Below are 26,446 nucleotides of genomic sequence, written 5' to 3' on the forward strand. Positions count from 1 at the left end.
GCGGGGGTGGTCTGTCACGCGTCGCAATCGATGTAAACCGCGTTAGATAAAAACAGTTAATAACAATAAAGACGAGGATGTAGGGATGAAAAAAAGAAACGCCAATAGCCAGCTTATCTGCCAGTTGTCAGCCGTGGCGGCGATGAGTCTGGTCGGTAGCGTACAGGCTGCAGATGCGTTCAGCGAAAACTCGAAGTGGATGACCGGTGACTGGGGTGGGGAACGGACGGCGCTGATCGAGAAGGGCTACGACTTCACGCTGGACTACGTCGGTGAGGTCGGCGCTAACCTCAAAGGTGGTTTCAACAACGACAGGACAGCACGCTACAGCGACCAGTTCGGGCTTGGCGCGCATCTGGACCTGGAGAAGATTCTCGGCTGGAAAGACACCGAATTCAAAGTGGCGATCACCGAGCGTAGCGGTCGCAACATCTCTAACGACCGGATCAGTGATCCGCGTGCCGGCACCTTCAGTTCATCTCAGGAAGTCTGGGGGCGTGGGCAGACCTGGCGTCTGACCCAGCTGTGGCTCAAGCAGAAATACTTCGACGGCAAGCTGGACGTGAAGGCCGGCTATTTCGGTGAAGGCGAAGACTTCAACACCTTCCCCTGCGACTTCCAGAACCTGGCGTTCTGCGGTTCCCAGGTGGGTAACTGGGTCGGTAACATCTGGTTCAACTGGCCCGTCAGTCAGGCGGCGATCCGTGTGAAGTACAACATCACGCCTGAACTCTTTGCGCAGATTGGCGCCTACAACCAGAACCCGTCCCAGCTGGAAACCGGCAACAGTTTCAAACTCAGCGGCAGCGGCACCAAAGGCACCATCCTGCCGGTGGAGTTGGTCTGGTCGCCCAAGGTCAACGACCTGCCAGGCGAATACCGCGTCGGTTACTACTACAGCACCGCCAAGGCCGACGACGTCTTTGAAGGTGCCGATGGTCAGCCGCAACCGGTGTCCGGTGGCGCCTTCAAATCCCACAGCAGCAAGCATGGCTACTGGTTCGTCGCCCAGCAGCAACTTACCGATCACAACGGCGATGCCTCGCGCGGCCTGAATATCGCCGCCAATGCCACCTTCCACGACAAGGACACCAACGTCGTCGACAACTACCAGTCGATCATGCTGGTCTACAAAGGTCCGTTCGATGCCCGTCCGAAGGATGACGTCGGTATCGGCATCGCCCGCATCCACGTCAACGACGATGCGCAAAAACAACGTCGTCTGACCAACGACCTGAACGGCATCAGCGACTTTGACAACCCGAGCTTCCTGCCGATCCAGGAAACCGAGTACAACGCCGAGCTGAACTACGGCTTCCATGTGACCAACTGGCTGACCGTGCGCCCGAACCTGCAATACGTGATGCACCCAGGTGGTGTCGATCAAGTCGACAACGCAATCGTCGCCGGCCTGAAAATTCAGTCGGTGTTCTAACGCAGCTGCGATAAGCTCCTTCTCTATGTGCGCATTTTGCGGATGGCCTTGGCTATCCGCTTTTTTTTGGGGCACACATATGATCGTTCCCACGCTCGCGCGTGGTAACGCATCCCGTGACGCTCTGCGTCCAGAGCGGCATTCCCACGCAGATGGTTCGACGCCTCGACGTGGGAACGATCAACAGGTAGGCAAATGATTTTCAGGACCGCGGCACATGCATGAGCACCCGCTACAACGCTTTTTCAAATCACTCCGCGCACGCCCGACGTTTGCGTGGGAGCGCTATCAGTTGCGTGATGTACTGGTGATCGATCATCCGCTGTGCCAGGCGGTGTTCAGTCGCCAGGGGGCGCAACTGCTGCACTTCCAGCCACGGGGGCAAAAACCCTGGCTCTGGTGTGCGGCGAAGTGGCCGCAGGTCGGGGCAATTCGCGGTGGTGTGCCGGTGTGTTGGCCCTGGTATGGCCGACATCCAAGCGAAAACGCCTGGCCCTCCCATGGCTGGGCACGGTTGATCGACTGGAAGCTGCTCGACAGCAGCAGTGACGATGATGGCGTATGCCTGCACTGGCAATTGCAACTGTGCGACTGGCAAGTGGACCTCCATGCGCATTTGGGGGAAAGCATGGACTTGCGCCTGAGCACCGAGCATCAGGACAGCCTGCCGTGCCAGTTGAGTCATGCTTTGCACGCTTACTGGCGTATTGGTGACGTTGGCGAGGTAGCGCTGTCTGGGCTCGACGGCGCGCAGGGTTATGACCAGTTGAATCGCAAGGTTTGCCAACAGGAAGGCGAATTGCGGGTCGACGGCGGCTGCCAGCGGGTGTTCCAGCACGAGGGTGAATTGCAGCTAAAGGACCATGCCTGGCAGCGCGAATTGTGTATCGATACCGGTGACAGCGCCGACACCGTGGTCTGGCATCCCGGGACGCGGCCACTGTTGGGCGTGAGCTGGAGTGAGGTCTCTGGGTTCGTCTGCGTTGAAGCGGCCAGCGGCGGGACCGACAGCCTCAGCCTGGCACCGGGGGAGAGGGCGCATTTGAGTTTGCAGGCGAGAGTCGGGGCTTAGTGATCATTCCCATGCTCCGCGTGGGAATGTCTCTTGGGACGCTCCGCGTCCAGTGACGCGGAGCGTCACGGGCTGCATTGCCACGCAGAGCGTGGGAACGATCAGTGTGTCAGTTGAACTCATCTCCAATCGGATACCGGCTGGCGTTGAGGCTTTCCTTGATCTTGCGCAGGTGCGGCTGGAAGTCCACGCCACGGCGCAGGGTCATGCCGGTGGCAAGTACGTCGAGCACGGTGAGCTGGATGATCCGTGAGGTCATCGGCATATAGATGTCAGTGTCTTCGGGCAGCGGGATGTTCAGGCTCAGGGTACTGGCCTTGGCCAGGGGCGAGTCGGCGGCGGTCAGGCCGAGTACCGAAGCGCCGTTCTCCCGGGCGATGCGCGCCACTTCCACCAGTTCGCGAGTGCGGCCGGTGTAGGAAATGATCACGAACAACTCACCGGTGTGAGCGACCGAGGCAATCATCCGCTGCATCAGCACATCCGCATGGGCTGTGACGGCCAGGTTGAAGCGGAAGAATTTATGCTGGGCGTCCAGTGCCACCGGAGCCGAAGCACCGAGGCCGAAGAAGTGGATCTGCCGGGCCTGAATCAACAGATCTACCGCGCGGCTGATCAGGTTCGGGTCCAGCGCCTGGCAGGCGCTGTCCAGGGATGCGATGGCGCTGCCGAAGATTTTCTGGGTGTAGGCTTCAGGATTGTCGTCAGCCTCCACCGCACGGCTGACATAGGCCGCGCCGCTGGCCAGGCTCTGGGCCAGCTGCAGTTTAAGTTCCGGATAGCCGCTGACGCCGAACGAGCGGCAGAAACGATTGACCGTCGGCTCGCTCACCGAAGCGGCCTGGGCGAGGGCGGCGATACTGAAGCGGGTCGCCTGCTGCGGATTGAGCAGGATGATTTCGGCGACTTTGCGTTCAGCCTTGTTCAATTCTTCGAGGCGTTTCTGGATCTGTTCCAGAAGATTTCGCACGCGGTCCATATATGTTCCTTGGGTCGGCTATGCAAATTGGGCCTTTGAAGCGGCCCTCGGCGGTGGCCTATCCTACTGATGGCCTCGACCTACCACCACTCGGAATCTATATTTTGAGTAAATGTTGTGTTTATTACTACATTTTCTCTTGAGTGATGCCTTAAAAAAAGGTATTTGTAGCTTAACTTGATAAAAGAACAAACATCATGCCCTCGATTACGGTTGAACCGTGCACCTTTGCCTTGTTCGGCGCCCTCGGCGATCTGGCGCTTCGCAAGTTGTTTCCTGCTTTGTATCAGCTCGATGGTGCTGGCCTGCTGCACGACGACACGCGGATTATCGCGCTGGCGCGTGAGCCTGGCAGCGAGCAGCAGCATCTGGCATTCATCGAGGCCGAACTGCGCCGGTATGTGGATGCCAAGGAACTCGACGAAGCCGTGGTCGATCGCTTCCTGGCACGTCTGAGTTACCTGCATGTCGACTTCCTCAAGGCGGATGATTACGTCGCCCTGGCCGAACGGGCCGCAACCGCGCAGCGTATGATTGCTTACTTCGCCACCCCGGCGGCGGTCTACGGTGCGATTTGCGAGAACCTGTCGAAGGTCGGGCTGACTCAGAACACCCGTGTGGTACTGGAAAAACCCATCGGTTCGGACCTCGAGTCGTCGCGCAAGGTCAACGATGCGGTAGCGCAGTTCTTCCCGGAAAACCGTACCTACCGGATCGACCACTACCTGGGCAAAGAGACGGTGCAGAACCTCATCGCACTGCGCTTTGCCAACAGCTTGTTCGAAACCCAGTGGAACCAGAATTACATCTCCCACGTGGAAATCACCGTGGCCGAGAAGGTCGGTATCGAAGGCCGTTGGGGGTACTTCGACAAGGCCGGCCAATTGCGGGACATGATCCAGAATCACCTGCTGCAACTGCTCTGCCTGATCGCCATGGATCCTCCGGCCGACTTGTCCGCCGACAGTATTCGTGACGAGAAAGTAAAAGTACTCAAGGCACTGGCGCCGATCAGTCCGGAAGGCCTGACCACTCAAGTGGTGCGTGGCCAGTACATCGCCGGCCACAGCGAAGGCAAATCGGTACCGGGTTATCTGGAGGAGGAAAACTCCAACACCCAGAGCGACACTGAAACCTTCGTTGCCCTGCGCGCCGATATTCGCAACTGGCGTTGGGCCGGGGTACCGTTTTACCTGCGTACCGGCAAGCGCATGCCGCAGAAGCTGTCGCAGATTGTCATCCACTTCAAGGAACCGTCGCACTACATCTTCGCCCCCGAGCAGCGCCTGCAGATCAGCAACAAACTGATCATCCGCCTGCAACCGGACGAAGGTATTTCCTTGCGCGTGATGACCAAGGAACAAGGCCTGGACAAAGGCATGCAACTACGCAGCGGTCCATTGCAGTTGAACTTTTCCGACACCTATCGCAGCGCACGGATTCCCGATGCCTACGAGCGGTTGTTACTGGAAGTGATGCGCGGCAATCAGAACCTGTTTGTCCGTAAAGATGAAATCGAAGCCGCGTGGAAGTGGTGTGACCAGTTGATCGCCGGCTGGAAAAAATCCGGTGATGCGCCCAAGCCTTACGCGGCCGGGTCCTGGGGGCCGATGAGCTCAATTGCACTGATTACGCGGGATGGGAGGTCGTGGTATGGCGATATCTGAATTCAAACTGCCTCAGGGCGTCAGCGCCCATGAGTTCCTTACTCCGATGCTGCTGGCTGAAGGCCTGGCACTCAATGTAGCCGAGCAGCTGCGCGAGGCCATCAGCGCCCGTGGCGCAGCGACTCTGGTGGTGTCGGGCGGACGCAGTCCGGTCGCATTTTTCCAGTGCCTGGCCAAGCAGGATCTGGACTGGTCGAAGGTCGTGGTCTCCCTGGCGGATGAGCGCTGGGTACCGGTGGAGCACACAGACAGCAATGCCGGCCTGCTCAAGCGTTATCTGTTGCAAGGCCCGGCCGCGAAAGCGCGGTTCCTGAGCCTGTACAGCGCTTCGGCAAACCTGGAAGAAGCTGCGCAGCTGGCAGACCGGTTGTTGGCCGAGTTGCCGACGATCGACGTGCTGGTGCTGGGCATGGGCGATGATGGGCATACCGCTTCGCTGTTCCCCAACAGCCCGAACCTTGGCCAGGCACTGAAGCTTGATGGTTCGCGCCGCTGCTGGCCGATGCTGGCGCCGACCGTGCCGCATCAGCGTCTGAGCATGAGCCGTGCGCTGCTGGCTTCGGCGAAGGTCACTGTTCTGTCTATTTCCGGTCAATCCAAATTGACCACCCTGAGTGCCGCGCTGGCTGGTGACGATATCGCCGTTATGCCGATTCGCGCATTTTTGCAACCTACGTTAGAGATTTACTGGTGCCCATGAGCCAAGGATCAGCCGCTATGACAAACACACTCCCGACCGTTTCCATGGCGGACAAAGTTGCCCTGATCGACAGCCTCTGTGCCAAGGCGCGGATTCTGCCAGTGATCACCATCGCTCGTGAACAAGACATTCTGCCACTGGCCGATGCGCTGGCGGCCGGTGGTTTGACTGCCCTGGAAGTGACCTTGCGTTCGCAGTTCGGCCTCAAGGCGATTCAGCTGCTGCGCGAGCAGCGTCCAGAGTTGGTCACCGGTGCCGGCACTGTGCTGGATCGCAACATGCTTGCCGCTGCTGAAGCGGCCGGTTCGCAATTCATCGTCACCCCGGGCATCACCCGCGACTTGCTCCAAGCCAGCGTCGACAGCCCGATTCCGCTGTTGCCCGGCATCAGCAACGCTTCCGGGATCATGGAAGGCTATGCACTGGGCTATCGTCGCTTCAAGCTGTTCCCGGCGGAAGTCAGCGGCGGCGTCGCAGCGATCAAAGCCCTTGGCGGTCCGTTCGGCGAAGTGCGCTTCTGCCCGACTGGCGGCGTCAGCCCGGCCAATATCAAGAGCTACATGGCGCTGAAAAATGTGATGTGCGTCGGCGGTAGCTGGATGCTGGATCCCGAGTGGATCAAAAACGGTGACTGGGCCCGGATCCAGGAATGCACCGCAGAGGCTCTGGCCCTGCTGGACTGATTGGTTTTACTGAAATCGTTGTTGTTCTACGGCTTTACGGTGCACTTGGTCAGTGCGCCGTTTTTTTTTGCCTGAACAAAAGCCATCTTCGTCAGGTTTTGTATCGCCGCTCAGGGCGCCATCGCGGGCAAGCCTCGCTCCTACAGGTATGCGTAATTTGTAGGAGCGAGGCTTGCCCGCGAAGGCAATGGTGCTGGCAACAAAGACCTAACTGCTCAACTCAATCAATGCCCGCGCCAGTAACCGCATATCTGCTGCCGAAGTGATAAACCCCGGCGTAATCCGAATGCATGGGCCAACCGCCGAGCCGCTGCGTGCCACGGTAAACAGGTTGTATTCGTTGAGCAGCCGCTCGACCATCACCTGCTGATTGGCGTGCCGGGTGAAGCGCATCGAGGTTATGCCGCAATACAGTCGCGGGTCGTCCGGAGTCATCACTTCGATTCCCGGTAACTCGCGAACCTCTCTCACCCACAGATCACGCAAATAATTGAGTCGCGCGCCTTTGGTGGCTGCACCGCCGATGATCCGATGTTCTTCAAGCACCAGCGGCAAGGTCAGCAACGCCGGGATGTTCGGCGTGCTGTAGGCCGTGCGTGAGCGAATGTCGGTGATCGGGAAATGACTTTCGCCCATGTCCGGATCAATGTCGGCCAGACGCTGCGGGGCGATATAGACAAAGCCCAGAGTCAGCGGTGCGCCGATCCATTTCTGCAGATTGAAACCGGCAAAGCAGACACCCAGCTCAACGAGGTTGAACTCAATCTGACCGAGGGCGTGGGCACCGTCGAGAATCACATCGACGCCATGTTCCCGGGCTGCCGCGGCAATTGCCTGCACCGGCATGACCAGCCCGGTGCGATGGGTCACGTGAGTCAATGCCATCAGCTTCAAACGCGGGTAACGCATGAAGGCGTCGCGGTAGCTCGCCAGCAAGCTGTCGAAGCTGGCGGGGTGGCGATGCTCGATCTCGATCACCTCCACCCCGCGATTGCGCGCCAGCCAACGCATGGCACCTTTGACCGTGTCGTACTCCAGGTCGCTGAACAGCACCTGATCGCCGGGCTGCAAGGTGTTGTAGTTGCGGATCAACGATTGCAGGGCGTCGGAGGCGCAGCGGGTGAGGGCGACCGCTTCGGGATCGACCCCCAGCAGGTCGGCCAGTTGGCGGCGGATCTGCACGCTTTCGACTTGTTCGAAATGCTGGCGCACATGCACCGAGTTGCTGCGGTTGATAAAGGCGATATTGCGCTGGTATTCATCAACCACGGTACGGCTCATGCGCCCGAAGTAACCGTTTTCCAGGTTGATGGGCCCCGGTTCGATGTCAAAGCGGTCGGCGAATGTCCGCCAAAAAGCTTCGTCGCGGGCGTGGCGGGTATTCTCGGGCATGGGGCGACTCGGTCAGTGGTTAGTGGCCTGTGTGGCTAGTTCTGTTAGTCAACTTCGGCGCCAGAAGCCCATATCCAGCGTTGCTGTTCCTCGCCATAGCGGGCTATGACTCGTCACAGCGCTTTGGCTATGAACTTCTGGCATCCGAACTTGAGCTAACGAACTAGCCGTACAGGCCACCAGGTTTGGGTTTGCCGTGCTTGGCGCGTAGCGGGTCGAGCAGGTCGGACAAGCCGTTGTGATCAATTTCCTGCATCAAGGCCAACAAGCCGCCCAGTTCTCCGTGAGGAAAACCTTCGCGGGCGAACCAGTTCAGGTATTGGCCGGGCAGGTCGGCAATGATGCGGCCCTTGTATTTACCAAAGGGCATTTCGCGGGTGACCAGCAGTTCAAGCTTTTCGGGATTCATGATGCGGCCGTCTTGATTCAAACATCCTGGAAAATACAGGCATTCTGCATGCGGGCCAATTGGCAGATCATACAGATGGACGGGCAACGGCTGGCGGAAGTGGAGCCGACCTTCAACTGAGGGCTCCTGGCGCAGCGGATTGCGCTAGGGATCGAGCGCGACAAGCTGCCTGAAGGCATCAACCTGAGCGCGGGGATGACCGCTAGCGTGCAGGTGGAGGAGGGAGCGGGTGGGTCGCATTGATCGTTCCCACGCTCGCGCGTCACCAGTGTCCGGGAGTGTGGGAACGATCGGGTCAGCCGATGCTGATCGCCGGCAATGTCGGCAGTGTCACGGTCTGTTGTTTACGCGGCGCCAGGATTTCAGCCTCGCCATCTACCACTAACTCATCGCGCTGGTTAAACACCCGGGTGGCGATGCGTACACGAAATTTCGGTAGTTTCTCGAGAATTTCCAGGCGTACGGTCAGGGTGTCGCCGATCTTCACCGGCTTCTGGAAGCTCATTTGCTGACCGATATAGATAGTGCCCGGCCCAGGCAGCTCGCACGCAACGGCAGCGCTGATCAGGGCGCCGCTGAACATACCGTGAGCGATGCGTTCCTTGAACATGGTCGCGGCGGCGAACTCGGCGTCCAGGTGCACCGGGTTGTGGTCGCCGGACATCGCGGCGAAGAGCTGAATATCACGCTCTTCAACGGTTTTGCTGTAGCTGGCGGTCTGGCCGACTTCGAGGGCTTCGTATGGGGTGTTGGTAACCTGGGTCATCTATCTCAAGTCCTGTGACGAAGTAATTAAATCAACTTATTGATATTAAACAAAAATTATTCAGTTCGTGGTGGCCGACGATTCTTCAATACCTGCTCCAGCCACGCCAGTACATCCCTCGTTACTTCGTCGCGGTTGCTTTCGTTGAACAGTTCGTGCCGAGCCTGTGGGTAGATAATCAGTTGCAGGTACTGGCTTCCGGCCCCGCGCAGCGCATCGACCAAGTCTTTGAGACGTGTGCCGTTGCTCACCGGATCACATTCGCCGCCGATCACCAGCAGCGGCAGGCCCGGATCAATCTGGGCGAGATTGGACGCTTTGCTGATTTGCTGCAACCCGCCCAGCATGTCGATCCATAGCTGGTTCGTACAGCGGAAGCCGCAGAGCGGGTCGTTGACGTATTTGTCGACTTCGTCGCAATCGCGGCTGAGCCAGTCAAAAGGTGTGCGATTGGGTTTGAAGGCTTTATTAAACGATCCAAATGACAGCCATTCGATCAGCGCACTGCGACCGGTGGCACCCTGGCGCAAACGTTCGAAACGAGCGATCAGACGGGCGACGCGGTAGAGCGCAACGGGCTGAAAGTTTGAACCGCTCAGAATCGCCCCGTGCAGGCTGGCGCTATGATGCAGCAGGTAGGCTTGGGCGATGTAGCTGCCCATGCTGTGCCCGAGCAGCACAATAGGCGTTCCGGGATGCTTCTGGCCAATGTGCTGGTTAAGGCAGGCCAGGTCGCCGACCACTTTGCGCCAGCCGTCCTTGTCTGCGTAATGCCCCGGCACGCCGTGCTCGGCGGTTTTGCCGTGACCGCGTTGATCCAGGGCGTACAACCCATAGCCTTGTTTGCTCAACGCTTCGGCCAGGCGGGCATAGCGGCCGCTATGTTCGGCCATTCCATGGGCCAACAAGATCACCGCTTTGAGCGCAGTTTCAGGCAGCCACTGGTTGACGTAAAGGCGGCAGTGGTCACTCGCGGTCAGCCAGAAAGTATCGTGGATCATGGCGATTCCTTTGCACGGGGTCGTTGCATTGTATAGCTCATCAGACAATTGCCGCCTGATCAGGGTGTGCCTCAGCAACAAGATTCACGCTATCAATGACACGCCGGCGTGTATTTGCCTGAATCGCTATAGCTGCTAACGTCCGAAGAGCCCCGCCTTTCAAAGAAGCAGAGATGCGGCCCGGACACGCTCAGGTAAAGAGGACAAGAACAATGCAACCTGAATTCTGGAATGACAAACGCCCGGCCGGCGTTCCCCTGGATATCGATCTGGGTGCCTACAAGTCGGTGATCGAGGTTTTCGAGCGTTCCTGCAAGAAGTTCGCTGATCGTCCAGCATTCAGCAATATGGGTGTGACCCTGACCTACGCTGAGCTGGAACGCTACAGCGCAGCATTCGCCGGTTATCTGCAAGCGCACACTGATCTGGTCGCTGGCGATCGGATTGCGGTGCAGATGCCCAATGTCCTGCATTACCCGATTGCCGTGTTCGGAGCGTTGCGTGCCGGGTTGATCGTGGTCAATACCAATCCTCTGTATACCCCGCGTGAGATGCGTCATCAGTTCAAGGATTCCGGTGCCCGGGCACTGGTTTACCTGAATATGTTCGGCCAGAAAGTCCAGGAAGTGCTGGCCGATACCGAGATCCAATACCTGATCGAGGCGAAGATGGGTGATCTGATGCCCAGTGCCAAGGGGTGGTTGATCAACACCGTGGTCGACAAAGTGAAGAAGATGGTGCCGGCGTACAGCCTGCCCCAGGCCATTTCGTTCAAGAGCGCGCTGCGGCTGGGACGTGGTCATGGTATCAAGCCGTTAACCGTCAGCCTCAACGATGTCGCGGTGCTGCAATACACTGGCGGCACTACGGGCCTGGCCAAGGGAGCGATGCTCACTCATGGCAACCTGGTTGCCAACATGCAACAGGCGCGGGCTTGCCTGTCCCAGCTCGGTGCCGATGGCCAGCCGCTGCTCAGGGAAGGCCAGGAGGTGATGATCGCGCCATTGCCGCTGTACCACATCTATGCTTTCACCGCGAACTGCATGTGCATGATGGTGACCGGCAACCACAACGTTCTGATCACCAATCCGCGGGACATTGCCGGCTTTATCAAAGAGCTGAAAAACTGGCGCTTCTCGGCGCTGCTGGGACTCAACACCTTGTTCGTTGCGCTCATGGATCACCCGGATTTCAAGACCCTGGATTTCTCCAGCCTCAAGCTCACCAATTCCGGTGGTACCGCGTTGGTCAAGGCCACTGCCGAGCGTTGGCAGGCAATGACCGGTTGCCGCATTACCGAAGGTTACGGGCTGACCGAAACCTCGCCGGTTGCGTGTACCAACCCTTACGGCGACAAATCGCGGCTGGGCACGGTCGGTCTTCCGGTGCCGGGTACAACGCTGAAGGTCATTGACGATGACGGCGTCGAGCAGCCACTGGGCGAGCGCGGTGAGCTCTGCATCAAAGGCCCGCAAATCATGAAGGGCTACTGGCGGCAAGTGGAATCCACGGCGCAAGTTCTGGATACCGAAGGCTGGTTCAAGTCCGGTGACATTGCGGTGATCGATCCGGACGGTTTTGTGCGGATCGTCGATCGCAAGAAAGACATGATCATTGTCTCGGGTTTCAACGTGTACCCGAATGAAATCGAAGACGTGGTCATGGCCCATCCGAAAGTCGCCAACTGTGCGGTGATCGGCGTACCGGACGATCGTTCGGGCGAGGCGGTGAAGTTGTTTGTGGTCGCTCGCGAGTCGGGTGTCAGCCTTGAAGAGCTGAAGGCTTACTGCAAGGAAAATTTCACCGGCTACAAAGTGCCGAAGCACATCGTGCTGCGCGATTCGCTGCCGATGACACCGGTGGGCAAGATCCTGCGACGGGAGTTGCGCGATATCGCGTAATATTTTGTAAGTAGAGTGCGGGATCGATCGATCCTGAAATGATCGCAGCCTGCGGCAGTTCCTGCGAGATCAGTGCTCATCTCAATTTCATGGGTGAACACGGTCGGCGTAGGAGCTACCGATAGGCTGTGATCTTTTTTTGGTTGATAAATACAGCTGAAACTACCGTTCTAGAGCGATTTACGAGCTTATAGAATTTTTGCTCTAAAAGTGACTATTGAGTTTTCTTGAGTCGTATTCGTGACTGGCAAGGCCTTCTTTGGCTCTAGTCGGCCATTGGCAAAGCTGCTACTCTCGGCCCGCTTTGTGACTTCTCGGCCTAAGTAAAAAGCCAGATTCACCAATACATACACCAATAATAATCGCACTAAATGCGGTGATGAATTCGCGTTGCTGAGGAGTGGGCTTCCATGATCGAAAACTTTTGGAAGGATAAGTACCCAACTGGGATTGCTGCCGAGATCAACCCAGACGAGTATCCGAATATTCAGGCGGTGTTGAAGCAATCTTGCCAACGCTTCGCCAACAAACCGGCCTTTAGCAACCTTGGCAAGACGCTCACCTACGGTGAACTGTACGAATTGTCGGGCGCTTTTGCCGCTTACCTGCAACAGCATACCGACTTGCAGCCAGGCGATCGAATCGCCGTACAGTTGCCAAACCTGCTGCAATACCCGATCGCCGTGTTTGGTGCCATCCGCGCCGGTTTGATCGTGGTCAACACCAACCCGCTGTACACCGCGCGGGAAATGGAACACCAATTCAACGACTCCGGTGCCAAGGCGCTGGTCTGCCTGGCCAACATGGCGCACCTGGCACAAGCCGTGGTGCCCAAGACCTCAGTCAAGCATGTGATCGTTACCGAAGTGGCCGACCTGCTGCCACCACTCAAGCGCCTGCTGATCAATAGCGTCATCAAGTATGTGAAGAAGATGGTCCCGGCGTACCACTTGCCCAAGGCCATCAAATTCAACGACGTGTTGAGCAAAGGTCGCGGCCAACCAGTCTCTGATGCCAACCCGGCCAGCGGCGATGTCGCAGTACTGCAATACACCGGCGGCACCACTGGCGTGGCCAAGGGCGCGATGCTCACCCATCGCAATCTGGTGGCGAACATGCTGCAGTGCAAGGCGCTGATGGGGTCCAACCTGAATGAAGGTTGCGAGATTCTGATCACACCACTGCCGCTGTACCACATCTATGCCTTCACTTTTCATTGCATGGCGATGATGCTGATCGGCAACCACAACATCCTGATCAGCAATCCGCGCGACCTGTCGGCGATGGTCAAGGAGCTGTCGAAGTGGAAGTTCAGCGGCTTTGTCGGCTTGAACACGCTGTTTGTGGCGCTGTGCAACAACGAGGCATTCCGCCAGCTGGACTTCTCTGCGATGAAAGTCACTCTGTCTGGTGGCATGGCCCTGCAACTGGCCGCTGCCGAGCGCTGGAAAGCCGTGACCGGTTGCTCCATTTGCGAAGGTTACGGCATGACCGAAACCAGCCCGGTGGCCACGGTCAATCCGATCCAGAACATCCAGATCGGCACCATCGGCATTCCGGTACCGTCCACGGTCTGCAAAGTCATTGATGATGCGGGTGTCGAACAGCCGCTGGGCGAAGTGGGCGAACTGTGCGTCAAGGGTCCACAAGTCATGAAGGGTTACTGGCAGCGTCAGGAAGCCACCGACGAAATCCTCGACAGCGAAGGCTGGTTGAAGACCGGCGATATCGCGATCATCCAGCCAGACGGTTACATGCGCATTGTCGATCGCAAAAAGGACATGATTCTGGTCTCTGGTTTCAACGTCTATCCGAACGAACTCGAAGACGTGCTGGCGGCTTTGCCGGGCGTGCTGCAGTGCGCAGCCATTGGCGTGCCGGACGAGAAATCGGGCGAAGCGATCAAGATTTTCATCGTCGCCAAACCGGGCGTGACCTTGACCAAGGAGCAGGTGATGCAACACATGCGCGCCAACGTCACCGGCTATAAAGTGCCGAAAGCCGTTGAGTTCCGCGATGCGCTGCCAACCACTAATGTGGGCAAGATCCTGCGCCGTGAACTGCGCAGCGAAGAACTGAAGAAGCTGGGCGCTAAGGCGTAAACAGGCTGTAAAACACAAAGCCCGCCGAGTGCGGGCTTTTTGCTGCTTAGCGTTTTTCTGTTATGCAGCCTTTCTCATCGAACACGATTTGAGCGCTGCGACCTTTCTTTGCGTTGTAGCGATAGCTCGTGGTCGCATTTCGAATGCTGATTTTGTCTGGCTTGCCGAGTGCGCTTTCGACTTCCTGTTGGCTCATGCCAGGTACGATTCGTTGATTGATGATTGCCTGGCGGCGTTCTTTGGCGCTGAGCAGGCTTGCACAAACGTCATCGGGCTGCCCGACAATGACCGGCTCCTCTTTTGCTGATTTCGCTCTGAATATTTTCAGGGGGCTGCTCTTCGAGGAGGCAGCCTTGACCCCGCTCGGAGCAGGATTGGCCACATTGTGAATTCGAAGTGTCTCTTGTGGCGCGCAACCCTGGGAGGTGAAGGTGACATGGCCGTCAGCGTTTTCGCATCGCTGCACAGTCGTGGCGCTTGCTTGCGACGCTAGCCAAAGCAGGGCGAGGTACAAGAGCGAGGTCTTTCTCAGCGACATGCGACGTCCTCCGTGACGGTCCCGAGACAGGATAGACGGTACTTTTTTGGCCCCGGGTGTGTTTTCTTTTCTGAATGAGTCGTCGCAGCTCTACAGATTCGGACAGCGACCAGGATTGCGTTGCAAGCGCTTGTTCTTGCCGAGATTTTTTAGCGTTAAACGACATCAAGCGGTGTATCATTGCGCCCGTCAGCCCCGCCGGGGCTTGTGGAATACCTCCATGGACTTACCCAGTAGTTACTCAGTACCCCGTTTTTACAATCATGAATTGACTGATTGATCCTTCCGGCGTGCCCCGCTGCTGGGAGTGGAGTTCGCCTATGTCTGAAGTTGAAGTAAAGAAAACGCAAGAAAGTTTGCAAGACCGCCTCGCTCAAGTCGTTGAGCTGCTGCAGCGCCAGCGGGTAGTCGAAGACCTGACTCATCGCCAGGAAGGTCATCATCACGACCGGATCGAGAACCTGGTTCACCGGCAAAACCTTGTCGAGTTGCAGCGCAAACTCGATGACCTGCACTCCGCCGACGTTGCCCACATCCTTGAAGCCTTGCCGCTTGCAGAGCGTCTGACTGTCTGGCAACTGGTCAAGGCCGAGCGCGACGGCGATATCCTCCTTGAAGTGTCCGATTCCGTTCGCGAAACGCTGATCGCCGACATGGATGATCACGAGCTCCTGGCGGCTGCCAAAGAGATGGATGCCGACGAACTCGCTGACCTGGCGCCAGAGCTGCCGCGAGACGTCGTCCACGAACTGATGGAAACCCTCGATGGCCAGCAGCGTGAGCGTGTCCGCTCCGCGTTGTCCTATGACGAGGAGCAGGTCGGTGCGCTCATGGACTTCGAGATGGTGACTATCCGTGAGGATGTCAGTCTCGAAGTGGTGTTGCGTTACCTGCGTCGGCTCAAAGAACTGCCGGGTCATACCGACAAGCTGTTCGTGGTCGACTACGGCGGTGTGCTCAAGGGCGTGCTACCGATCAAGCGGTTGTTGGTCAACGACCCGGACAAACAGGTATTGGATGTCATGGCCAGCGATCCGGTGAGTTTTCACCCGGACGAAGATGCGTACGACGCCGCTCAGGCTTTCGAACGTTATGACTTGATTTCGGCTCCTGTGGTCGACAAGAACGGCAAACTGATTGGCCGTCTGACCATCGACGAAATGGTCGACCTGATTCGTGAAGAGAGCGAAAACGAAGTTCTCAACATGGCGGGTCTGCGTGAAGAGGAAGATATTTTTGCCTCAGTCTGGAAGTCCCTGCGCAACCGCTGGGCCTGGCTGGCAATTAACCTGATTACCGCATTTGTCGCTTCTCGAGTGATCGGTCTGTTCGAAGGCTCCATCGAGAAGCTGGTGGCCCTGGCTGCTTTGATGCCGATTGTTGCCGGTATTGGCGGCAACTCGGGTAACCAGACAATTACCATGATCGTGCGCGCCATGGCGCTGGATCAGGTCAGCACCGGCAACACCTCACGCCTGATGCGCAAGGAACTGGCCGTCGGATTGATCAATGGCCTGGTCTGGGGGGGGGTGATCGGTGTGGTCTCCTACTTGCTGTATGGCAGTTGGTCGCTGGGTGTGGTGATGACCGCAGCGATGACCCTCAATCTGTTGCTGGCGGCGTTGATGGGCGTCCTGATTCCCATGACACTGGCGAGATTCGGGCGTGACCCTGCAATGGGGGCGAGCGTGATGATCACCGCCATGACCGACAGTGGCGGGTTCTTTATCTTCCTTGGGCTGGCGACGATTTTCCTGCTTTGAATCTTCCCTGCACAGTCTTACCGTTTGGCGGGCTGTGCGATTCTCCTTATATTCATTCTTGATGGGTCTTGAGCAGGGCGGTGCATGCGCCCTCCGACATGATCGGTTGTGCCGAATTTTGGGCAAAAAAAAAGCCAGCGCTAGGCTGGCTTGAACTTTCAGGGTGGAATCAGGAGGCGTCTGCTGCCATTTCGGCGTCATGGGCGATCAAGGAGACCAGTGCGTTTTGCTGACGATGTGAGAGTTGGCGGAAACGTTGAAGCAGTTCGCGTTCATGGAGTGACAGTTCCGGACTGTCCAGGCGCATGCTCAATTCTTCGCCCAGCGCGCCTTCCTGAATCAGGCTTTGCTCCATGCGCGCGATGATTTCAGAATTCATGCTGCGATGATGATTGCGAGCCACCTCGGCGATGCGTTCACGCATTCCATCGGGCAGACGCACGACGAACTTGTCAGCCGTGCGGCTGGAATAAATTGCCTGTTTCAATGGGCGCATATATTTAACCGGTTAGTTCAGGGGAGCGGTTTTCGGAATTGGCCGCAAGATGTCTGTTAGGACAAGCTTCACAACCAAATGTTCAACCTGAATTGTTAAGAGGCCCGCATCATGCCTCATAAATGCCAGATCGTTGGCGTCAATTCTATGACAAATATTGAGCTGGATAAAGGCGTTATGCCAGCACTAATTATCAGAAATGCGCATTGGTTTGAAAAGATTACCCTATGCGGCACATCTGACCGCTTCCAATTGCCTGACAGGAGGTGTCTGAAGCCTCCGGAGCGAGCATTTTATGCGGATTCGATCATTTATCCTTTTTGTATAGGATAGTGGCAAATGGCCGATTTACTAGGCATGCAAGCGACTAGAGACGTTACCGAGATGCCGGGCAGACTGATTTATTTGATGGGCCCGTCGGGGGCGGGTAAAGACAGCCTTATCGATGCCTCCCGCGAACCATTGCGCAGAATTGGCTGCGATGTGGCGCGACGAGTCATTACGCGCTCGGCCGAGTCCGCAGGGGAGGATGCCGTGGGTGTCTCTCAAGCGGAGTTCGAGCGAATCAAGCAGCAAGGAGGTTTTGCCTTGTATTGGCACGCCAACGGTCTCGGTTACGGAATCCCGGTCCAGATTGATGAATGGCTGGCCCTCGGGCGCAACGTACTGGTCAACGGCTCCAGAGAGTACTTGGCTGCAGCGCGTAAGCGTTATCCGACATTGCTACCTGTTTTGTTATCGGTGAAGAGCGATGTTTTACGTCATCGCCTTGTGCGACGCAGGCGTGAAAATGCCGAGGAAATTGAAGCGAGGCTCAAGCGCAATGACCTGTTTCTCGCCAGCGGATCCTCAGGCGACGGCGCTCCTGTCATACGGCTGGATAACTCCGGAGAGTTGTCTGTCACTGTCGAGCATTTCCTCGGGCTGCTGGTGCGGGAGGGCGTCAGTGATGGCTTTTTGTACTGATGCTGTTTTCACGATCGCCGACGCGGCGGTCCTGCGCTGGCTCTGACCTACACTTAAAAAGCCCTATAGACGACATGACAAATGCCGGCTTGGCCGTTAACATGCACGCCATCCTTCGCACCGCGCATGTCTTTGCGGTCGCCCTATGTCTCAGTAGCTCAATTGGATAGAGCATCCCCCTCCTAAGGGGAAGGTTGGCAGTTCGAACCTGCCCTGGGACACCATATAATTCAAGGCTTTCAGCCGATTCCCCGTGACAGCGATCTCGCTTGTGACAGCAGGGTGACAGCAGCTGGCGCAAAAAAGGCCCTGCAGGGCCTGTTTCTGAGGTTGAGTAGTTTCTGACTTCTGCTCGATGTGGGAGATCAGTGCGGCCAGAACTTCGCGGCCAGTAGCCCTGTTATACATCCCGCGATAATGGCTCCCGCCAAGCTTAGCCCGGCAGCCGTCCACCATTGTCTACGTTTCTCACTTCGTTCATGGAAATAAAGCAGGCCTTTCGCTGCAATAAAAAGGTGGGAATCTTCGCCCTTTCCCAGGATGGTGACATTGTCATACGACTGGTTGCCAACCCCCTGTGAGTAGGCTTGAAATACTCGGCTGAGATTGTAGGCGTCCTGATGAGCAAGCCCGTCGGAGCTACCGGACAGCATTGGTCCAGTGAAGCCAACGAAGCCCTCTAGAACCAGCCCGGCTAGCGGGTAAAAGTCTCGGTGATCACCGTTTACCCTCGCCACGTGACCGACGATCGACCGAAATGGGACTTCATTTCGGTCGTAGATGTATTTGAGCGTGTTGTGATGCTTTCGCTTCATAAGCGTTCCTTTTTCGAAACCGTTGTCAAATCGTATCTTTTATCCGGAGTACCGTAGTGGTCGAGCACGAAGCGTGCCTGGCCGTGGCACGAATGCCGAGGCCTGCTGCCAGCAGTTCTTTCACTCGCTTGTGCAGATCGGCGTCAACCGGGCGCCCCTGATACTTGCCAGCGGCCTTGGCCTTCTCGATACCCTGGGCCTGGCGCTCGCGGCGCTGCTCGTAATCTTTGCGAGCAATGGCGGCCATCATTTCCACCAGCATCGAGTTGATCGCTCCCAGCATCCGCCCGGTGAACTCGTCGCCTTTGGTGTCCTGCATCCCCTGGTGGCTCGTTGGCAGGTCGAGCGCGACGATGCGCAGCCCCTTGGAATCAATCGCAGCCTTGAGCTTCTGCCAGTCCTCCACAGGAAGGCGTGAGAGGCGGTCTATCGACTCCACCAGCAACACGTCACCCTTTCGCGCATCTTTGAGCAGGCGCAGCAGCTCAGGCCGGTCTGCGGTCGCTCCGCTGGCGTTCTCCAGGTACACACTGGCAATGACCTTGTTGTGATCGCTGGCGAACTGCTCGAGTGATTTCCGGGCGCGGCCGGCGTCCTGCTCTTCGGTCGATGCTCGGAGGTATGCGCGGATGAACATGATGGGTACCTGTATCAGTTAGGGTGTTCTCTTAACACTGTTTCACTTTGGGTGTTACTTATCAAGCGAAAAGGCTGAAAAAGGCAAAATTTGGCCGTATCTGGATAGGCATACTCGAAAAAACCGTTTAACTCTGGGGGCTTTCGATATAGTGGCGTTAGGCTACCTTGTGGTTAGGGATTGTGGATTTTGTGGGGAATTAAGATTTGTCTATGTGCAATTTGTTAGCTCGGTCCGTCTCTTTGATCGTGGTTACCGCTTTTTTTGCTGGCTGTTCTTCGCATAAGGGGGCGACTCCAGAAGAACCTGTTGAAAAGCCTATTGTGGTAACTGCGGACGAACACAATTCAAAGGTCATTTTCAAAGTGGTCAGCACCGAATCACAGGTGAACTTTAAGATTGGAAAGCCCGGAAATCTGAACGGCGTAGGTGTTGTGTATAACGATGCTATAGAACAGCAAATGCCAGCGTTTGCTAGAGGGCTGTATAAGGGGCTTTCTCGGGGGATTTATGGCGCTAGGCCGAGCCGCGAAATTCTGGTGCCAGCAGGTCAACTGACTGAGGTTGAAGGTGAAGCAAATTGGCGTGACGACCGCAGCACGACTTATCGGATAGGAAAATGCGGTCCGCTGTCTCGTACCTTCCTTGCTCAGCCCAATAAGACATATTTGGTTGAGTTCGACTTGCAGAATTTTTCGGTATGCAATCAGAAGATTTTTGATATCACCCGGGAGGGACAGAAGGATCAGGTTTCACCTGCCGCTCTTTAGTTGGTTGAATTGTTCCACGGCGGTATCGGCGTTAGTGTAGTGGTCTAATGAAACCGGACACCCATTTAGGCGAGAATGCTCGCCAGATCGAGGTGTCTGATGACCAAGCAGCGTCGTTCCTTTTCCGCTGAGTTCAAACGCGAGGCCGCAGGCCTCGTGCTCGATCAAGGCTATAGCCATATCGAAGCCTGCCGTTCGCTCGGGGTTGTCGAGTCCGCGTTGCGTCGCTGGGTTAATCAGCTTCAGCAGGAGCGCACCGGCGTTTCTCCGCAGAGCAAGGCGCTGACACCGGAACAGCAGAAAATCCAGGAGCTGGAAGCCCGGATCGCCCGCCTTGAGCGGGAGAAATCCATTTTAAAAAAGGCTACCGCACTCTTGATGTCGGAAGAACACGAGCGCACGCGCTGATTGATCAGTTGAGTGCACAAGAACCGGTTGATTGGCTTTGCACAGTCTTTGAAATCACTCGTTCGTGCTACTACGCCCATCGCCTCAGGCGCCGAACCCCAGACGTTGAACGGCTTCGGTTGCGCAGCCGGGTGAGCGAGTTGTTTTCACAAAGTCGCAGTGCTGCCGGTAGCCGCAGCATCGTGTCGATGATGCAGGAAGACGGCGAGCAAATCGGACGGTACAAGGTGCGTGGTCTGATGCGGGAACTGGATTTAGTCAGTAAACAACCGGGATCACATGCCTACAAACAAGCGACGGTCGAGCGACCTGATATTCCGAACATCTTGAATCGGGAGTTCGATGTCCCGGCACCCAATCAAGTCTGGTGTGGCGACATCACCTACATCTGGGCGCAGGGGAAATGGCATTACCTGGCTGTTGTCCTGGATCTCTGCGCACGTCGAGTTGTGGGCTGGGCGTTGTCGAACAAGCCGGATGCGGATCTGGTGATCAAGGCGCTGGACATGGCTTACGAACAGCGTGGCAGGCCTCAAGGGCTGCTGTTTCACTCGGATCAGGGGTCGCAATATGGCAGCCGTCAGTTTCGCTAACGGCTCTGGCGTTACCGCATGCGCCAGAGCATGAGCCGTCGTGGAAACTGCTGGGAATGCGCCGATGGAGCGCGTGTTTCGCAGCCTGAAAACTGAATGGATACCGACTCTGGGCTACATGACAGCCCAAGAAGCGCACCGAGACATCAGCCATTATTTGATGCATCGGTACAACTGGGTTCGACCGCACCAATTCAACGGCGGGCTGGCGCCAGCTCAGGCCGAGAAAAAACTTAACGTCGTGTCCGGGATTAGTTGAACACTACACCCCGCCGTCACTCCATTTTTGACGTCCTCCTCCGCCCGACCGCCAGTCGGCTTTTCCGTGCGCGGGTTGACGCTCGGCCAAAGCGAACTAGCTTTATTCATATGGGAATTTTTCCCACGCCAATGATTAAGGAGAAAAATGTAAGGGTGAGGGGCTGCTTCCAGGTATGCGGCTCTCGGATGGCATTGGCTCTGCTCGCGGTAAATCACCAGGAGAGACAAGATGATGGCTCATATGCGTTTCAAGAAGGCTTTATTGGCGTTGGCAATTGGTGGAGTCCTGTCGGCTTCCATCGTTCTGGTACCTGATGCTATTTCACATAGCTCAAGTGCATATGCCAAAGACAGTGGTGGAAGCGGTGGCGGTGGAGGTCACGGCGATGGCGGCGGTGGCGGTGGCGGAGGTGGCAATGGCGGCGGAGGTGGTCATAGTGGCAGTGGCGGCGGTGGTGGTGGCAGCGGTGGTGGTAATGGCGGCGGAGGTGGTAATGGTAGTGGTGGAAATGGCGGTGGCCACGGTGAGGGTAATGGCGGTACTGGTCATTCCGGTGGATTGGGCGGGAATGGAGTGGGCAACGGGCTAAGCGGCGATCATGCTGAAAAGGCTGAAAAGGCTGAAAAGGCTGAGAAGGCTGAGAAGGCTGAGAAGGCTGAGAAGGCTGAGAAGGCTGAGAAGGCTGAGAAGGCTGAGAAGGCTGAAAAGGCTGAAAAGGCTGAGAAGGCTGCAGAACAAGCAGCAGAAAAGGCTGAGAAGGCAGCAGAACAGGCTGCAGAAAAGGCTGAGAAGGCAGCAGAACAGGCAGCAGAAAAGGCTGAGAAGGCTAAAAAGGCTGAAGAACAGGCTGTAGAACAGGCTGAAGAAAAGGCTGAGAAGGCAGCAGAACAGGCAGCAGAAAAGGCTGAGAAGGCTAAAAAGGCTGAAGAACAGGCTGCAGAGCAGGCTGAAGAAAAGGCTGAGAAGGCTAAAAAGGCTGAAGAACAGGCTATAGAGCAGGCTGAAGAAAAGGCTGAAAAAGCCGTTCAGGGATAGAGGCCTCAAAGGCAACCATTTCGGAAGTACACGCAATCACGTCGGCGGCGAACCCGACGCTGATAACAGCGGAGACTGACGGAATTTAATGGCATCAAACAAAGGTCCGGGGACTGGTTTTGTATGAGGCGTTTGCGCGCAGCAGGTCAGTCCCCGTCAACCAAGCGTCATAGATGAGTACAGTGGTTGGGCCTGAAAATTGGCAGGGGGTAACGCGGCACAAGCCGCTCATGGGATTTTTTCCCGCACCGCTATACTGCGTTTATCTGTCTAGGAATGCACTGAATGCAACCGCCTACCCTGCCTGCTTCGCTGCTAAAAGCCCTTCGGCAAGTCATGCGGCCTCTGGTACGCCTGATGCTCCGCAAAGGAGTCACCTATTCGGTGTTCGCCGACCTGCTCAAGGAGGTCTTCGTCGATGTGGCGGATCGTGAATTCCGCCTTGACGATAAAGCCCCGAGCGACAGCCGCATCAACCTGCTCACCGGGGTTCATCGCAAGGATGTGCGGCGCTTGCGCAAGACAAGCGACACGACTTTTACCGCTCTTCCCGAAAACATCACCCTCGGTGCGCAATTGGTCAACACCTGGACCAACAGCATGCCCTTCTGTAATCACTCCGGCCAGCCATTGCCCCTGCCGCGACTAGCCAGTGTCGGCGGCGACTGCTCCTTCGACGCTTTGGTAGCGAAAATCAGCACGGACATCCGTGCGCGGGTGGTGCTGGACGAATGGCTGCGCCTGGGCGTCGTCCGTCTTGACGAGCAAGATCGCGTCCACCTCGAAGTCCAGGCCTTCGTGCCGCAGAAGGGCTTCGATGAGAAAGCAGCGTACTTGGGTCACAACCTGCACGATCACGCCTGCGCTGCGGTGCACAACCTGAGCGGGGAAGGTCCGGCCTTTTTTGAGCGTAGCGTCCATTACGACGCGCTGGTCCCGGCCAGCGTCGACGAGTTGCGCGAGGCCGTCGCCAACGAGGGTATGCAGGCCCTGTTAGGTTTTAACCGGCTCGCCACTGAACTCGAAAGCCGTGACCTGCCCAGTCCCGAACCGCGCCAGCGCATTACCATCGGTCTTTACTTCTACACGGAGCCTACCGAACCCATTTCGCCGAAGGCCCCCCAACCATGACTGCCAACCTACGCCTCTTTCGTGCCATCACCATCGCCCTGGGCCTTGGACTTCCCGCTCTGGTGCAGGCCACGCCGGCCTGCGTCAACCAGGATGGCGTGGGTATTGTCAGCGCGCCGATCACGCAGCTTCCGGGTGGCATTGGTGGCACTGGCGCGAAGCCTGGCGGCGTGGGTGGCGCCGGTAACCAAACCGAAAATGGTGGGATCGGCGGCACTGGCACGCCGATCATGCAACGTCCGGGAGGCATCGGCGGCACCGGTGCGTTGGCTGGCGGCGTGGGTGGCACCGGCATTCGCACCGAAAATGGTGGGATCGGCGGCACCGGCGCGCCGATCACGCAGCGTCCGGGAGGTACTGGCGGCACCGGTATCGTCGGCACGATCACCGGGTTCGCCTCGATCTGCATCAATGGCTTGGAAGTGCACTTTGCCAAAGACGTGCCGGTCAGCGAGAACGGTATCGCCGCCAACAGCGCCCAACTGGCGGTGGGCCAAGTGGTCGCAGTGTCGGCGGTCACCTCTCAGCGAGGCCTGGAGGCAGAGGGCATCTCGATCTTGCACATTTATGAAGGACCTTTGACGGCCCTCCCGAGCGCTTCGGCGCCACTGCAGGTCATGGGGCAACCGGTGCGCCTCGCCAGCGGCGCGCGGGTCGCTGAAGGTCTGCGTCCGGGCGAGCCGGTACGGGTCAGCGGGCTGCGCAATGCCCGTGGCGAGGTGGTGGCCAGCCGCATCGACCGGGCGCCCGGCCTCAGGGACGCCAGTGCCATCGGCTCGATTGATCGCACCGGCAGTCTCCAGGGGCTGAAGCTGAGCAATCACCCGGCGCCGGCAGAAGAAGTGCTGGTGCGCGGCCACTGGTCCGGTCGCGAGCTGAACGTCGCCCAGAGCCGCCCCGACCCGAGCCTCGCCTTCGTCGGCCAGGTACACCAGGCGGTGATCGAAGGCCTGGTGCAGGGGCGGCAGGACCGGCACTTGGTTGTTGGCGGCTTCAACGTGACGCTGGAGCGCGACACAGTGTTTGTCGGTGGGCAACCCTCCGAACTGGCACTGGATCGACGCGTGCGGGTGAGCGGTGTGTTCAGCGGTGCGCGCGAGGTACGGGCAACGCGTATCGAGTTCCCTCACGAGCGCTCCGATACGCCAGCCAGGAACCAATCCGGGCGAGTCAGAGCCACTGATGGCGACACCGATCATAGAGCGGACGACTCGGGCGACAACAAGAGCGGCCACACTGAGAGCGATAACGGCTTGCGCAGCGAAACCTTCCACGGGGACGACGACCGCCGCGAGGGCACCGAGAAGCTGGAACAACCAGACAAAGTTGAGAAAGTCGAGAGAGTCGAACGACCAGAAAAGGTCGAGAAGGTCGAACGACCAGAAAAAGTCGAGAAAGTCGAACGACCAGAAAAAGTCGAGAAGGTCGAGAAGGTCGAGAAAGTCGAGAGGGTCGAGAGGGTCGAGAAGGTCGAGAAGGTCGAGAAGGTCGAGAAGGTCGAGCGTCCTGAAAAGAAGAATTAAACAGTGCGTCATGATGCACTATCGTCATAGGTAACTAGGCTGGATAAGTCCCATCGCGCTTGCGCCATGCCACCGCAAAGATGACACGCGCTATCCGTACGTGCCTATTGGTGGCCGCGCTTTGCAGAAACAAAAAATGCTTTGTGAGCTTCGATGACTGGATACACGAGGTGAACATGAAATCCAAGCGCACCCTGCTCGCCAGCCTGCTCGCCAGCTTAACCTTGCCGGCCTTGGCCAATACATTCAGCACTTCGATCGGCGTCGACTACTCACGAGGTGACTATGGCACCGGTACCACATCCGAAATCTGGTACGTCCCGCTCGTCGGCAAGTACGAAACCGGACCCATGACGTACAAACTCACCGTTCCCTGGCTACGCATTACCAACCCCTCGGTCGGCCCTGATGGCGAACCGTTGCCGGGCGGATGCGGCAAAATGGAAAGCGGTCTCGGAGACACCGTCGCCAGCGCCGACTATGCCGTGCTCGACGGTAGTCAGGGCAGCGTGCTGTTGAATCTGGTTGGCAAGGTCAAGCTCCCCACTGCCGACGAGGACAAGTGCCTGGGCACCGGAAAAACCGACTACTCCGCCCAGGTCGACGTCGCCAAGGCCTTTGGCCCGGTGACCGGGTTCGCCACCCTGGGCTGGAAGAAGTTCGGCGATCCGTCCGGCACCAACTTCAACAACCCGATATTTGCCAGCCTTGGCTTCGCCATACCAGTGGCCGCGCTCACCACGGTGGGCGCCTCCTACGACTGGCGGCAGAAAGTCGTCTCGAGTGGCGACCAACTAAAGGAGCTCACCCTCTTCGTTACTCAGAAGCTCAACCAGCACTGGAAGATCCAGTTGTATGCGGTAAAGGGCTTTTCCGACGCTAGCCCGGACGCGGAGGGTGGGCTGCTGCTCAACCACACTTTCTGATTGTAGCAACCTGGACTCCTTTGGCGTTGGTGGCATCCATCACGTTTTTCCGGGTCGGCAGTGCTTTTCAAAAGCTGGCTTTATATTCTTATCCAGGGGCTGAACATGGAGTGTTTGCGGTCGCGCGTTGGGTTGCCAGTGTGCGGTCGTTGCAAAAGGACGGCTGCAAGGGGGGGGCGCTATGGAGCCTAAGTACACATATATAGAGAGAAGGGTGTGCGACTTAGGCCGGGATTTTTTGTGGTACAGCATTCTTCGCCTGCTGACAAGAGATGATGGTGGCTGGCTAAGCATTTGAAGTCTAAAGAGAAAGTTTGAAAAATTTCGAAATAATTGCTTGACGGGGTAATTGGTATCTGTAGAATGCGCACCTCGGTTGAGACGAAAGATCTTAACCAGCCGCTCTTTAACAACTGAATCAAGCAATTCGTGTGGGTGCTTGTGGAGTCAGACTGATAGTCAACAAGATTATCAGC

The 26,446-nt window shown here is 57.3% G+C and carries 24 protein-coding genes, 1 tRNA gene and 2 pseudogenes; 18 read left to right on the forward strand and 9 right to left on the reverse strand.

All coding sequences use genetic code 11. The annotated features are described in order from the left end of the window. Window positions 1-85: 85 nt before the first annotated feature. Window positions 86-1,435 (forward strand): carbohydrate porin, encoded by a 1,350-nt coding sequence (locus tag AC07O1_RS28050; protein WP_495024530.1) that lies wholly within the window; start codon window positions 86-88, stop codon window positions 1,433-1,435. A 217-nt stretch (window positions 1,436-1,652) separates the two neighbouring features. Beyond that, entirely contained in the window at window positions 1,653-2,507 is an 855-nt protein-coding gene (locus tag AC07O1_RS28055; protein ID WP_494992118.1) for a D-hexose-6-phosphate mutarotase, read from the forward strand. 109 nt (window positions 2,508-2,616) lie between these two features. Here the strand turns inward: AC07O1_RS28055 and AC07O1_RS28060 are convergent, their stop codons facing one another. Next, a complete protein-coding gene (locus tag AC07O1_RS28060; protein WP_494992155.1) occupies window positions 2,617-3,477 on the reverse strand; it encodes a MurR/RpiR family transcriptional regulator in 861 nt (286 codons plus the stop codon). A 206-nt stretch (window positions 3,478-3,683) separates the two neighbouring features. Here AC07O1_RS28060 and zwf point away from each other — a divergent pair, with 206 nt between their 5' ends. From zwf to AC07O1_RS28075, 3 genes are read left to right on the forward strand one after another with little or no spacing between them, the layout of a single operon-like run. Continuing rightward, window positions 3,684-5,153 (forward strand): glucose-6-phosphate dehydrogenase, encoded by a 1,470-nt coding sequence (zwf, locus tag AC07O1_RS28065; protein WP_495090894.1) that lies wholly within the window; start codon window positions 3,684-3,686, stop codon window positions 5,151-5,153. Next, window positions 5,140-5,853: a 6-phosphogluconolactonase gene (gene pgl / locus AC07O1_RS28070; RefSeq protein ID WP_495090895.1), complete on the forward strand. Its 714-nt coding sequence runs from the start codon at window positions 5,140-5,142 to the stop codon at window positions 5,851-5,853. Before zwf ends, pgl begins: the two co-directional genes overlap by 14 nt. 17 nt (window positions 5,854-5,870) lie before the next feature. Further along, on the forward strand, window positions 5,871-6,536 hold the full coding sequence (locus AC07O1_RS28075) for a bifunctional 4-hydroxy-2-oxoglutarate aldolase/2-dehydro-3-deoxy-phosphogluconate aldolase (protein WP_494992121.1): 666 nt from the start codon (window positions 5,871-5,873) through the stop codon (window positions 6,534-6,536). Window positions 6,537-6,743: 207 nt separating this feature from the next. Here AC07O1_RS28075 and AC07O1_RS28080 read toward each other — a convergent pair whose 3' ends face one another. Both AC07O1_RS28080 and AC07O1_RS28085 read right to left on the reverse strand, forming a co-directional pair. Continuing rightward, window positions 6,744-7,928, reverse strand: a complete 1,185-nt coding sequence (locus AC07O1_RS28080; RefSeq protein ID WP_495090896.1) for an aminotransferase class V-fold PLP-dependent enzyme — start codon at window positions 7,926-7,928, stop codon at window positions 6,744-6,746. A 163-nt stretch (window positions 7,929-8,091) separates the two neighbouring features. After that, window positions 8,092-8,337, reverse strand: coding sequence for a DUF3820 family protein (locus AC07O1_RS28085; protein WP_489075735.1), 246 nt, complete (start codon window positions 8,335-8,337; stop codon window positions 8,092-8,094). A 78-nt stretch (window positions 8,338-8,415) separates the two neighbouring features. Between AC07O1_RS28085 and AC07O1_RS28090 the strand changes: the two are divergent. Beyond that, window positions 8,416-8,580 (forward strand): annotated as a pseudogene (locus tag AC07O1_RS28090) (HlyD family secretion protein); the annotation flags it as partial. A gap of 52 nt (window positions 8,581-8,632) precedes the next feature. On the opposite strand, the gene AC07O1_RS28095 reads toward AC07O1_RS28090, so the two are convergent. Together AC07O1_RS28095 and AC07O1_RS28100 are read right to left on the reverse strand one after the other, a co-directional pair. Continuing rightward, the gene (locus AC07O1_RS28095; protein WP_020295762.1) at window positions 8,633-9,103 is read right to left on the reverse strand and encodes a MaoC family dehydratase; all 471 of its coding nucleotides are present in this window, start codon (window positions 9,101-9,103) and stop codon (window positions 8,633-8,635) included. Between the two features lie 56 nt (window positions 9,104-9,159). Then, window positions 9,160-10,104 carry an alpha/beta hydrolase gene (locus AC07O1_RS28100; protein ID WP_495090897.1) on the reverse strand — a complete coding sequence of 315 codons (945 nt, stop codon included), beginning with the start codon at window positions 10,102-10,104 and terminating at the stop codon, window positions 9,160-9,162. A 212-nt stretch (window positions 10,105-10,316) separates the two neighbouring features. Here AC07O1_RS28100 and fadD2 point away from each other — a divergent pair, with 212 nt between their 5' ends. Next, window positions 10,317-12,005, forward strand: coding sequence for a long-chain-fatty-acid--CoA ligase FadD2 (fadD2, locus tag AC07O1_RS28105; RefSeq protein ID WP_495090898.1), 1,689 nt, complete (start codon window positions 10,317-10,319; stop codon window positions 12,003-12,005). Between the two features lie 410 nt (window positions 12,006-12,415). Beyond that, complete coding sequence (fadD1, locus tag AC07O1_RS28110) at window positions 12,416-14,107, forward strand: long-chain-fatty-acid--CoA ligase FadD1 (RefSeq protein WP_495090899.1); 1,692 nt, start codon at window positions 12,416-12,418, stop codon at window positions 14,105-14,107. A gap of 46 nt (window positions 14,108-14,153) precedes the next feature. Here the strand turns inward: fadD1 and AC07O1_RS28115 are convergent, their stop codons facing one another. Further along, window positions 14,154-14,645 (reverse strand): DUF4124 domain-containing protein, encoded by a 492-nt coding sequence (locus AC07O1_RS28115; protein WP_495090900.1) that lies wholly within the window; start codon window positions 14,643-14,645, stop codon window positions 14,154-14,156. Between the two features lie 320 nt (window positions 14,646-14,965). Between AC07O1_RS28115 and mgtE the strand changes: the two genes are divergently transcribed. After that, a complete protein-coding gene (mgtE, locus tag AC07O1_RS28120) occupies window positions 14,966-16,408 on the forward strand; it encodes a magnesium transporter (RefSeq protein WP_495090901.1) in 1,443 nt (480 codons plus the stop codon). Between the two features lie 169 nt (window positions 16,409-16,577). Here mgtE and AC07O1_RS28125 read toward each other — a convergent pair whose 3' ends face one another. Next, window positions 16,578-16,904: an Arc family DNA-binding protein gene (locus AC07O1_RS28125; protein ID WP_133837973.1), complete on the reverse strand. Its 327-nt coding sequence runs from the start codon at window positions 16,902-16,904 to the stop codon at window positions 16,578-16,580. A 384-nt stretch (window positions 16,905-17,288) separates the two neighbouring features. On the opposite strand from AC07O1_RS28125, the gene phnN reads away from it, so the two are divergent. Next, window positions 17,289-17,870 carry a phosphonate metabolism protein/1,5-bisphosphokinase (PRPP-forming) PhnN gene (gene phnN / locus AC07O1_RS28130; protein ID WP_495090912.1) on the forward strand — a complete coding sequence of 194 codons (582 nt, stop codon included), beginning with the start codon at window positions 17,289-17,291 and terminating at the stop codon, window positions 17,868-17,870. 147 nt (window positions 17,871-18,017) lie between these two features. Further along, window positions 18,018-18,094, forward strand: a tRNA-Arg gene (locus AC07O1_RS28135). Between the two features lie 141 nt (window positions 18,095-18,235). On the opposite strand, the gene AC07O1_RS28140 is transcribed toward AC07O1_RS28135, so the two are convergent. Beyond that, complete coding sequence (locus tag AC07O1_RS28140) at window positions 18,236-18,685, reverse strand: hypothetical protein (RefSeq protein ID WP_495090902.1); 450 nt, start codon at window positions 18,683-18,685, stop codon at window positions 18,236-18,238. A gap of 25 nt (window positions 18,686-18,710) precedes the next feature. Then, the gene (locus AC07O1_RS28145; protein WP_495090903.1) at window positions 18,711-19,322 is read right to left on the reverse strand and encodes a recombinase family protein; all 612 of its coding nucleotides are present in this window, start codon (window positions 19,320-19,322) and stop codon (window positions 18,711-18,713) included. A gap of 242 nt (window positions 19,323-19,564) precedes the next feature. Between AC07O1_RS28145 and AC07O1_RS28150 the strand changes: the two genes are divergently transcribed. From AC07O1_RS28150 to AC07O1_RS28180, 7 genes and pseudogenes are all read left to right on the forward strand, one after another. Further along, window positions 19,565-20,092, forward strand: coding sequence for a hypothetical protein (locus AC07O1_RS28150; RefSeq protein WP_495090904.1), 528 nt, complete (start codon window positions 19,565-19,567; stop codon window positions 20,090-20,092). A gap of 99 nt (window positions 20,093-20,191) precedes the next feature. Beyond that, window positions 20,192-21,352 (forward strand): annotated as a pseudogene (locus tag AC07O1_RS28155) (IS3 family transposase). A 316-nt stretch (window positions 21,353-21,668) separates the two neighbouring features. After that, window positions 21,669-21,944 (forward strand): hypothetical protein, encoded by a 276-nt coding sequence (locus AC07O1_RS28160; RefSeq protein WP_495090905.1) that lies wholly within the window; start codon window positions 21,669-21,671, stop codon window positions 21,942-21,944. Further along, window positions 21,929-22,390, forward strand: coding sequence for a hypothetical protein (locus AC07O1_RS28165; RefSeq protein ID WP_495090906.1), 462 nt, complete (start codon window positions 21,929-21,931; stop codon window positions 22,388-22,390). The genes AC07O1_RS28160 and AC07O1_RS28165 overlap by 16 nt, the downstream gene beginning before the upstream one ends. 285 nt (window positions 22,391-22,675) lie before the next feature. Next, window positions 22,676-23,521, forward strand: coding sequence for a DUF6502 family protein (locus AC07O1_RS28170; RefSeq protein ID WP_494992130.1), 846 nt, complete (start codon window positions 22,676-22,678; stop codon window positions 23,519-23,521). After that, window positions 23,518-25,044 carry a DUF5666 domain-containing protein gene (locus AC07O1_RS28175; RefSeq protein ID WP_495090907.1) on the forward strand — a complete coding sequence of 509 codons (1,527 nt, stop codon included), beginning with the start codon at window positions 23,518-23,520 and terminating at the stop codon, window positions 25,042-25,044. Before AC07O1_RS28170 ends, AC07O1_RS28175 begins: the two co-directional genes overlap by 4 nt. Window positions 25,045-25,220: 176 nt before the next feature. After that, complete coding sequence (locus AC07O1_RS28180) at window positions 25,221-25,970, forward strand: hypothetical protein (protein WP_495090908.1); 750 nt, start codon at window positions 25,221-25,223, stop codon at window positions 25,968-25,970. Window positions 25,971-26,446 lie beyond the last annotated feature (476 nt).

The organism is Pseudomonas sp. GW821-FHT07G10 (genome assembly GCF_059418545.1).

Bases quoted from the DNA above. Each gene is read 5' to 3' on its own strand.
- AC07O1_RS28050 (WP_495024530.1), top strand. From the start codon at position 86: ATGAAAAAAAGAAACGCCAATAGCCAGCTTATCTGCCAGTTGTCAGCC.
- AC07O1_RS28055 (WP_494992118.1), top strand. From the start codon at position 1,653: ATGCATGAGCACCCGCTACAACGCTTTTTCAAATCACTCCGCGCACGC.
- zwf (WP_495090894.1), top strand. From the start codon at position 3,684: ATGCCCTCGATTACGGTTGAACCGTGCACCTTTGCCTTGTTCGGCGCC.
- pgl (WP_495090895.1), top strand. From the start codon at position 5,140: ATGGCGATATCTGAATTCAAACTGCCTCAGGGCGTCAGCGCCCATGAG.
- AC07O1_RS28075 (WP_494992121.1), top strand. From the start codon at position 5,871: ATGACAAACACACTCCCGACCGTTTCCATGGCGGACAAAGTTGCCCTG.
- AC07O1_RS28080 (WP_495090896.1), bottom strand. From the start codon at position 7,928: ATGCCCGAGAATACCCGCCACGCCCGCGACGAAGCTTTTTGGCGGACA.
- AC07O1_RS28085 (WP_489075735.1), bottom strand. From the start codon at position 8,337: ATGAATCCCGAAAAGCTTGAACTGCTGGTCACCCGCGAAATGCCCTTT.
- AC07O1_RS28095 (WP_020295762.1), bottom strand. From the start codon at position 9,103: ATGACCCAGGTTACCAACACCCCATACGAAGCCCTCGAAGTCGGCCAG.
- AC07O1_RS28100 (WP_495090897.1), bottom strand. From the start codon at position 10,104: ATGATCCACGATACTTTCTGGCTGACCGCGAGTGACCACTGCCGCCTT.
- fadD2 (WP_495090898.1), top strand. From the start codon at position 10,317: ATGCAACCTGAATTCTGGAATGACAAACGCCCGGCCGGCGTTCCCCTG.
- fadD1 (WP_495090899.1), top strand. From the start codon at position 12,416: ATGATCGAAAACTTTTGGAAGGATAAGTACCCAACTGGGATTGCTGCC.
- AC07O1_RS28115 (WP_495090900.1), bottom strand. From the start codon at position 14,645: ATGTCGCTGAGAAAGACCTCGCTCTTGTACCTCGCCCTGCTTTGGCTA.
- mgtE (WP_495090901.1), top strand. From the start codon at position 14,966: ATGTCTGAAGTTGAAGTAAAGAAAACGCAAGAAAGTTTGCAAGACCGC.
- AC07O1_RS28125 (WP_133837973.1), bottom strand. From the start codon at position 16,904: ATGCGCCCATTGAAACAGGCAATTTATTCCAGCCGCACGGCTGACAAG.
- phnN (WP_495090912.1), top strand. From the start codon at position 17,289: ATGCCGGGCAGACTGATTTATTTGATGGGCCCGTCGGGGGCGGGTAAA.
- AC07O1_RS28140 (WP_495090902.1), bottom strand. From the start codon at position 18,685: ATGAAGCGAAAGCATCACAACACGCTCAAATACATCTACGACCGAAAT.
- AC07O1_RS28145 (WP_495090903.1), bottom strand. From the start codon at position 19,322: ATGTTCATCCGCGCATACCTCCGAGCATCGACCGAAGAGCAGGACGCC.
- AC07O1_RS28160 (WP_495090905.1), top strand. From the start codon at position 21,669: ATGCTATTTCACATAGCTCAAGTGCATATGCCAAAGACAGTGGTGGAA.
- AC07O1_RS28170 (WP_494992130.1), top strand. From the start codon at position 22,676: ATGCAACCGCCTACCCTGCCTGCTTCGCTGCTAAAAGCCCTTCGGCAA.
- AC07O1_RS28175 (WP_495090907.1), top strand. From the start codon at position 23,518: ATGACTGCCAACCTACGCCTCTTTCGTGCCATCACCATCGCCCTGGGC.
- AC07O1_RS28180 (WP_495090908.1), top strand. From the start codon at position 25,221: ATGAAATCCAAGCGCACCCTGCTCGCCAGCCTGCTCGCCAGCTTAACC.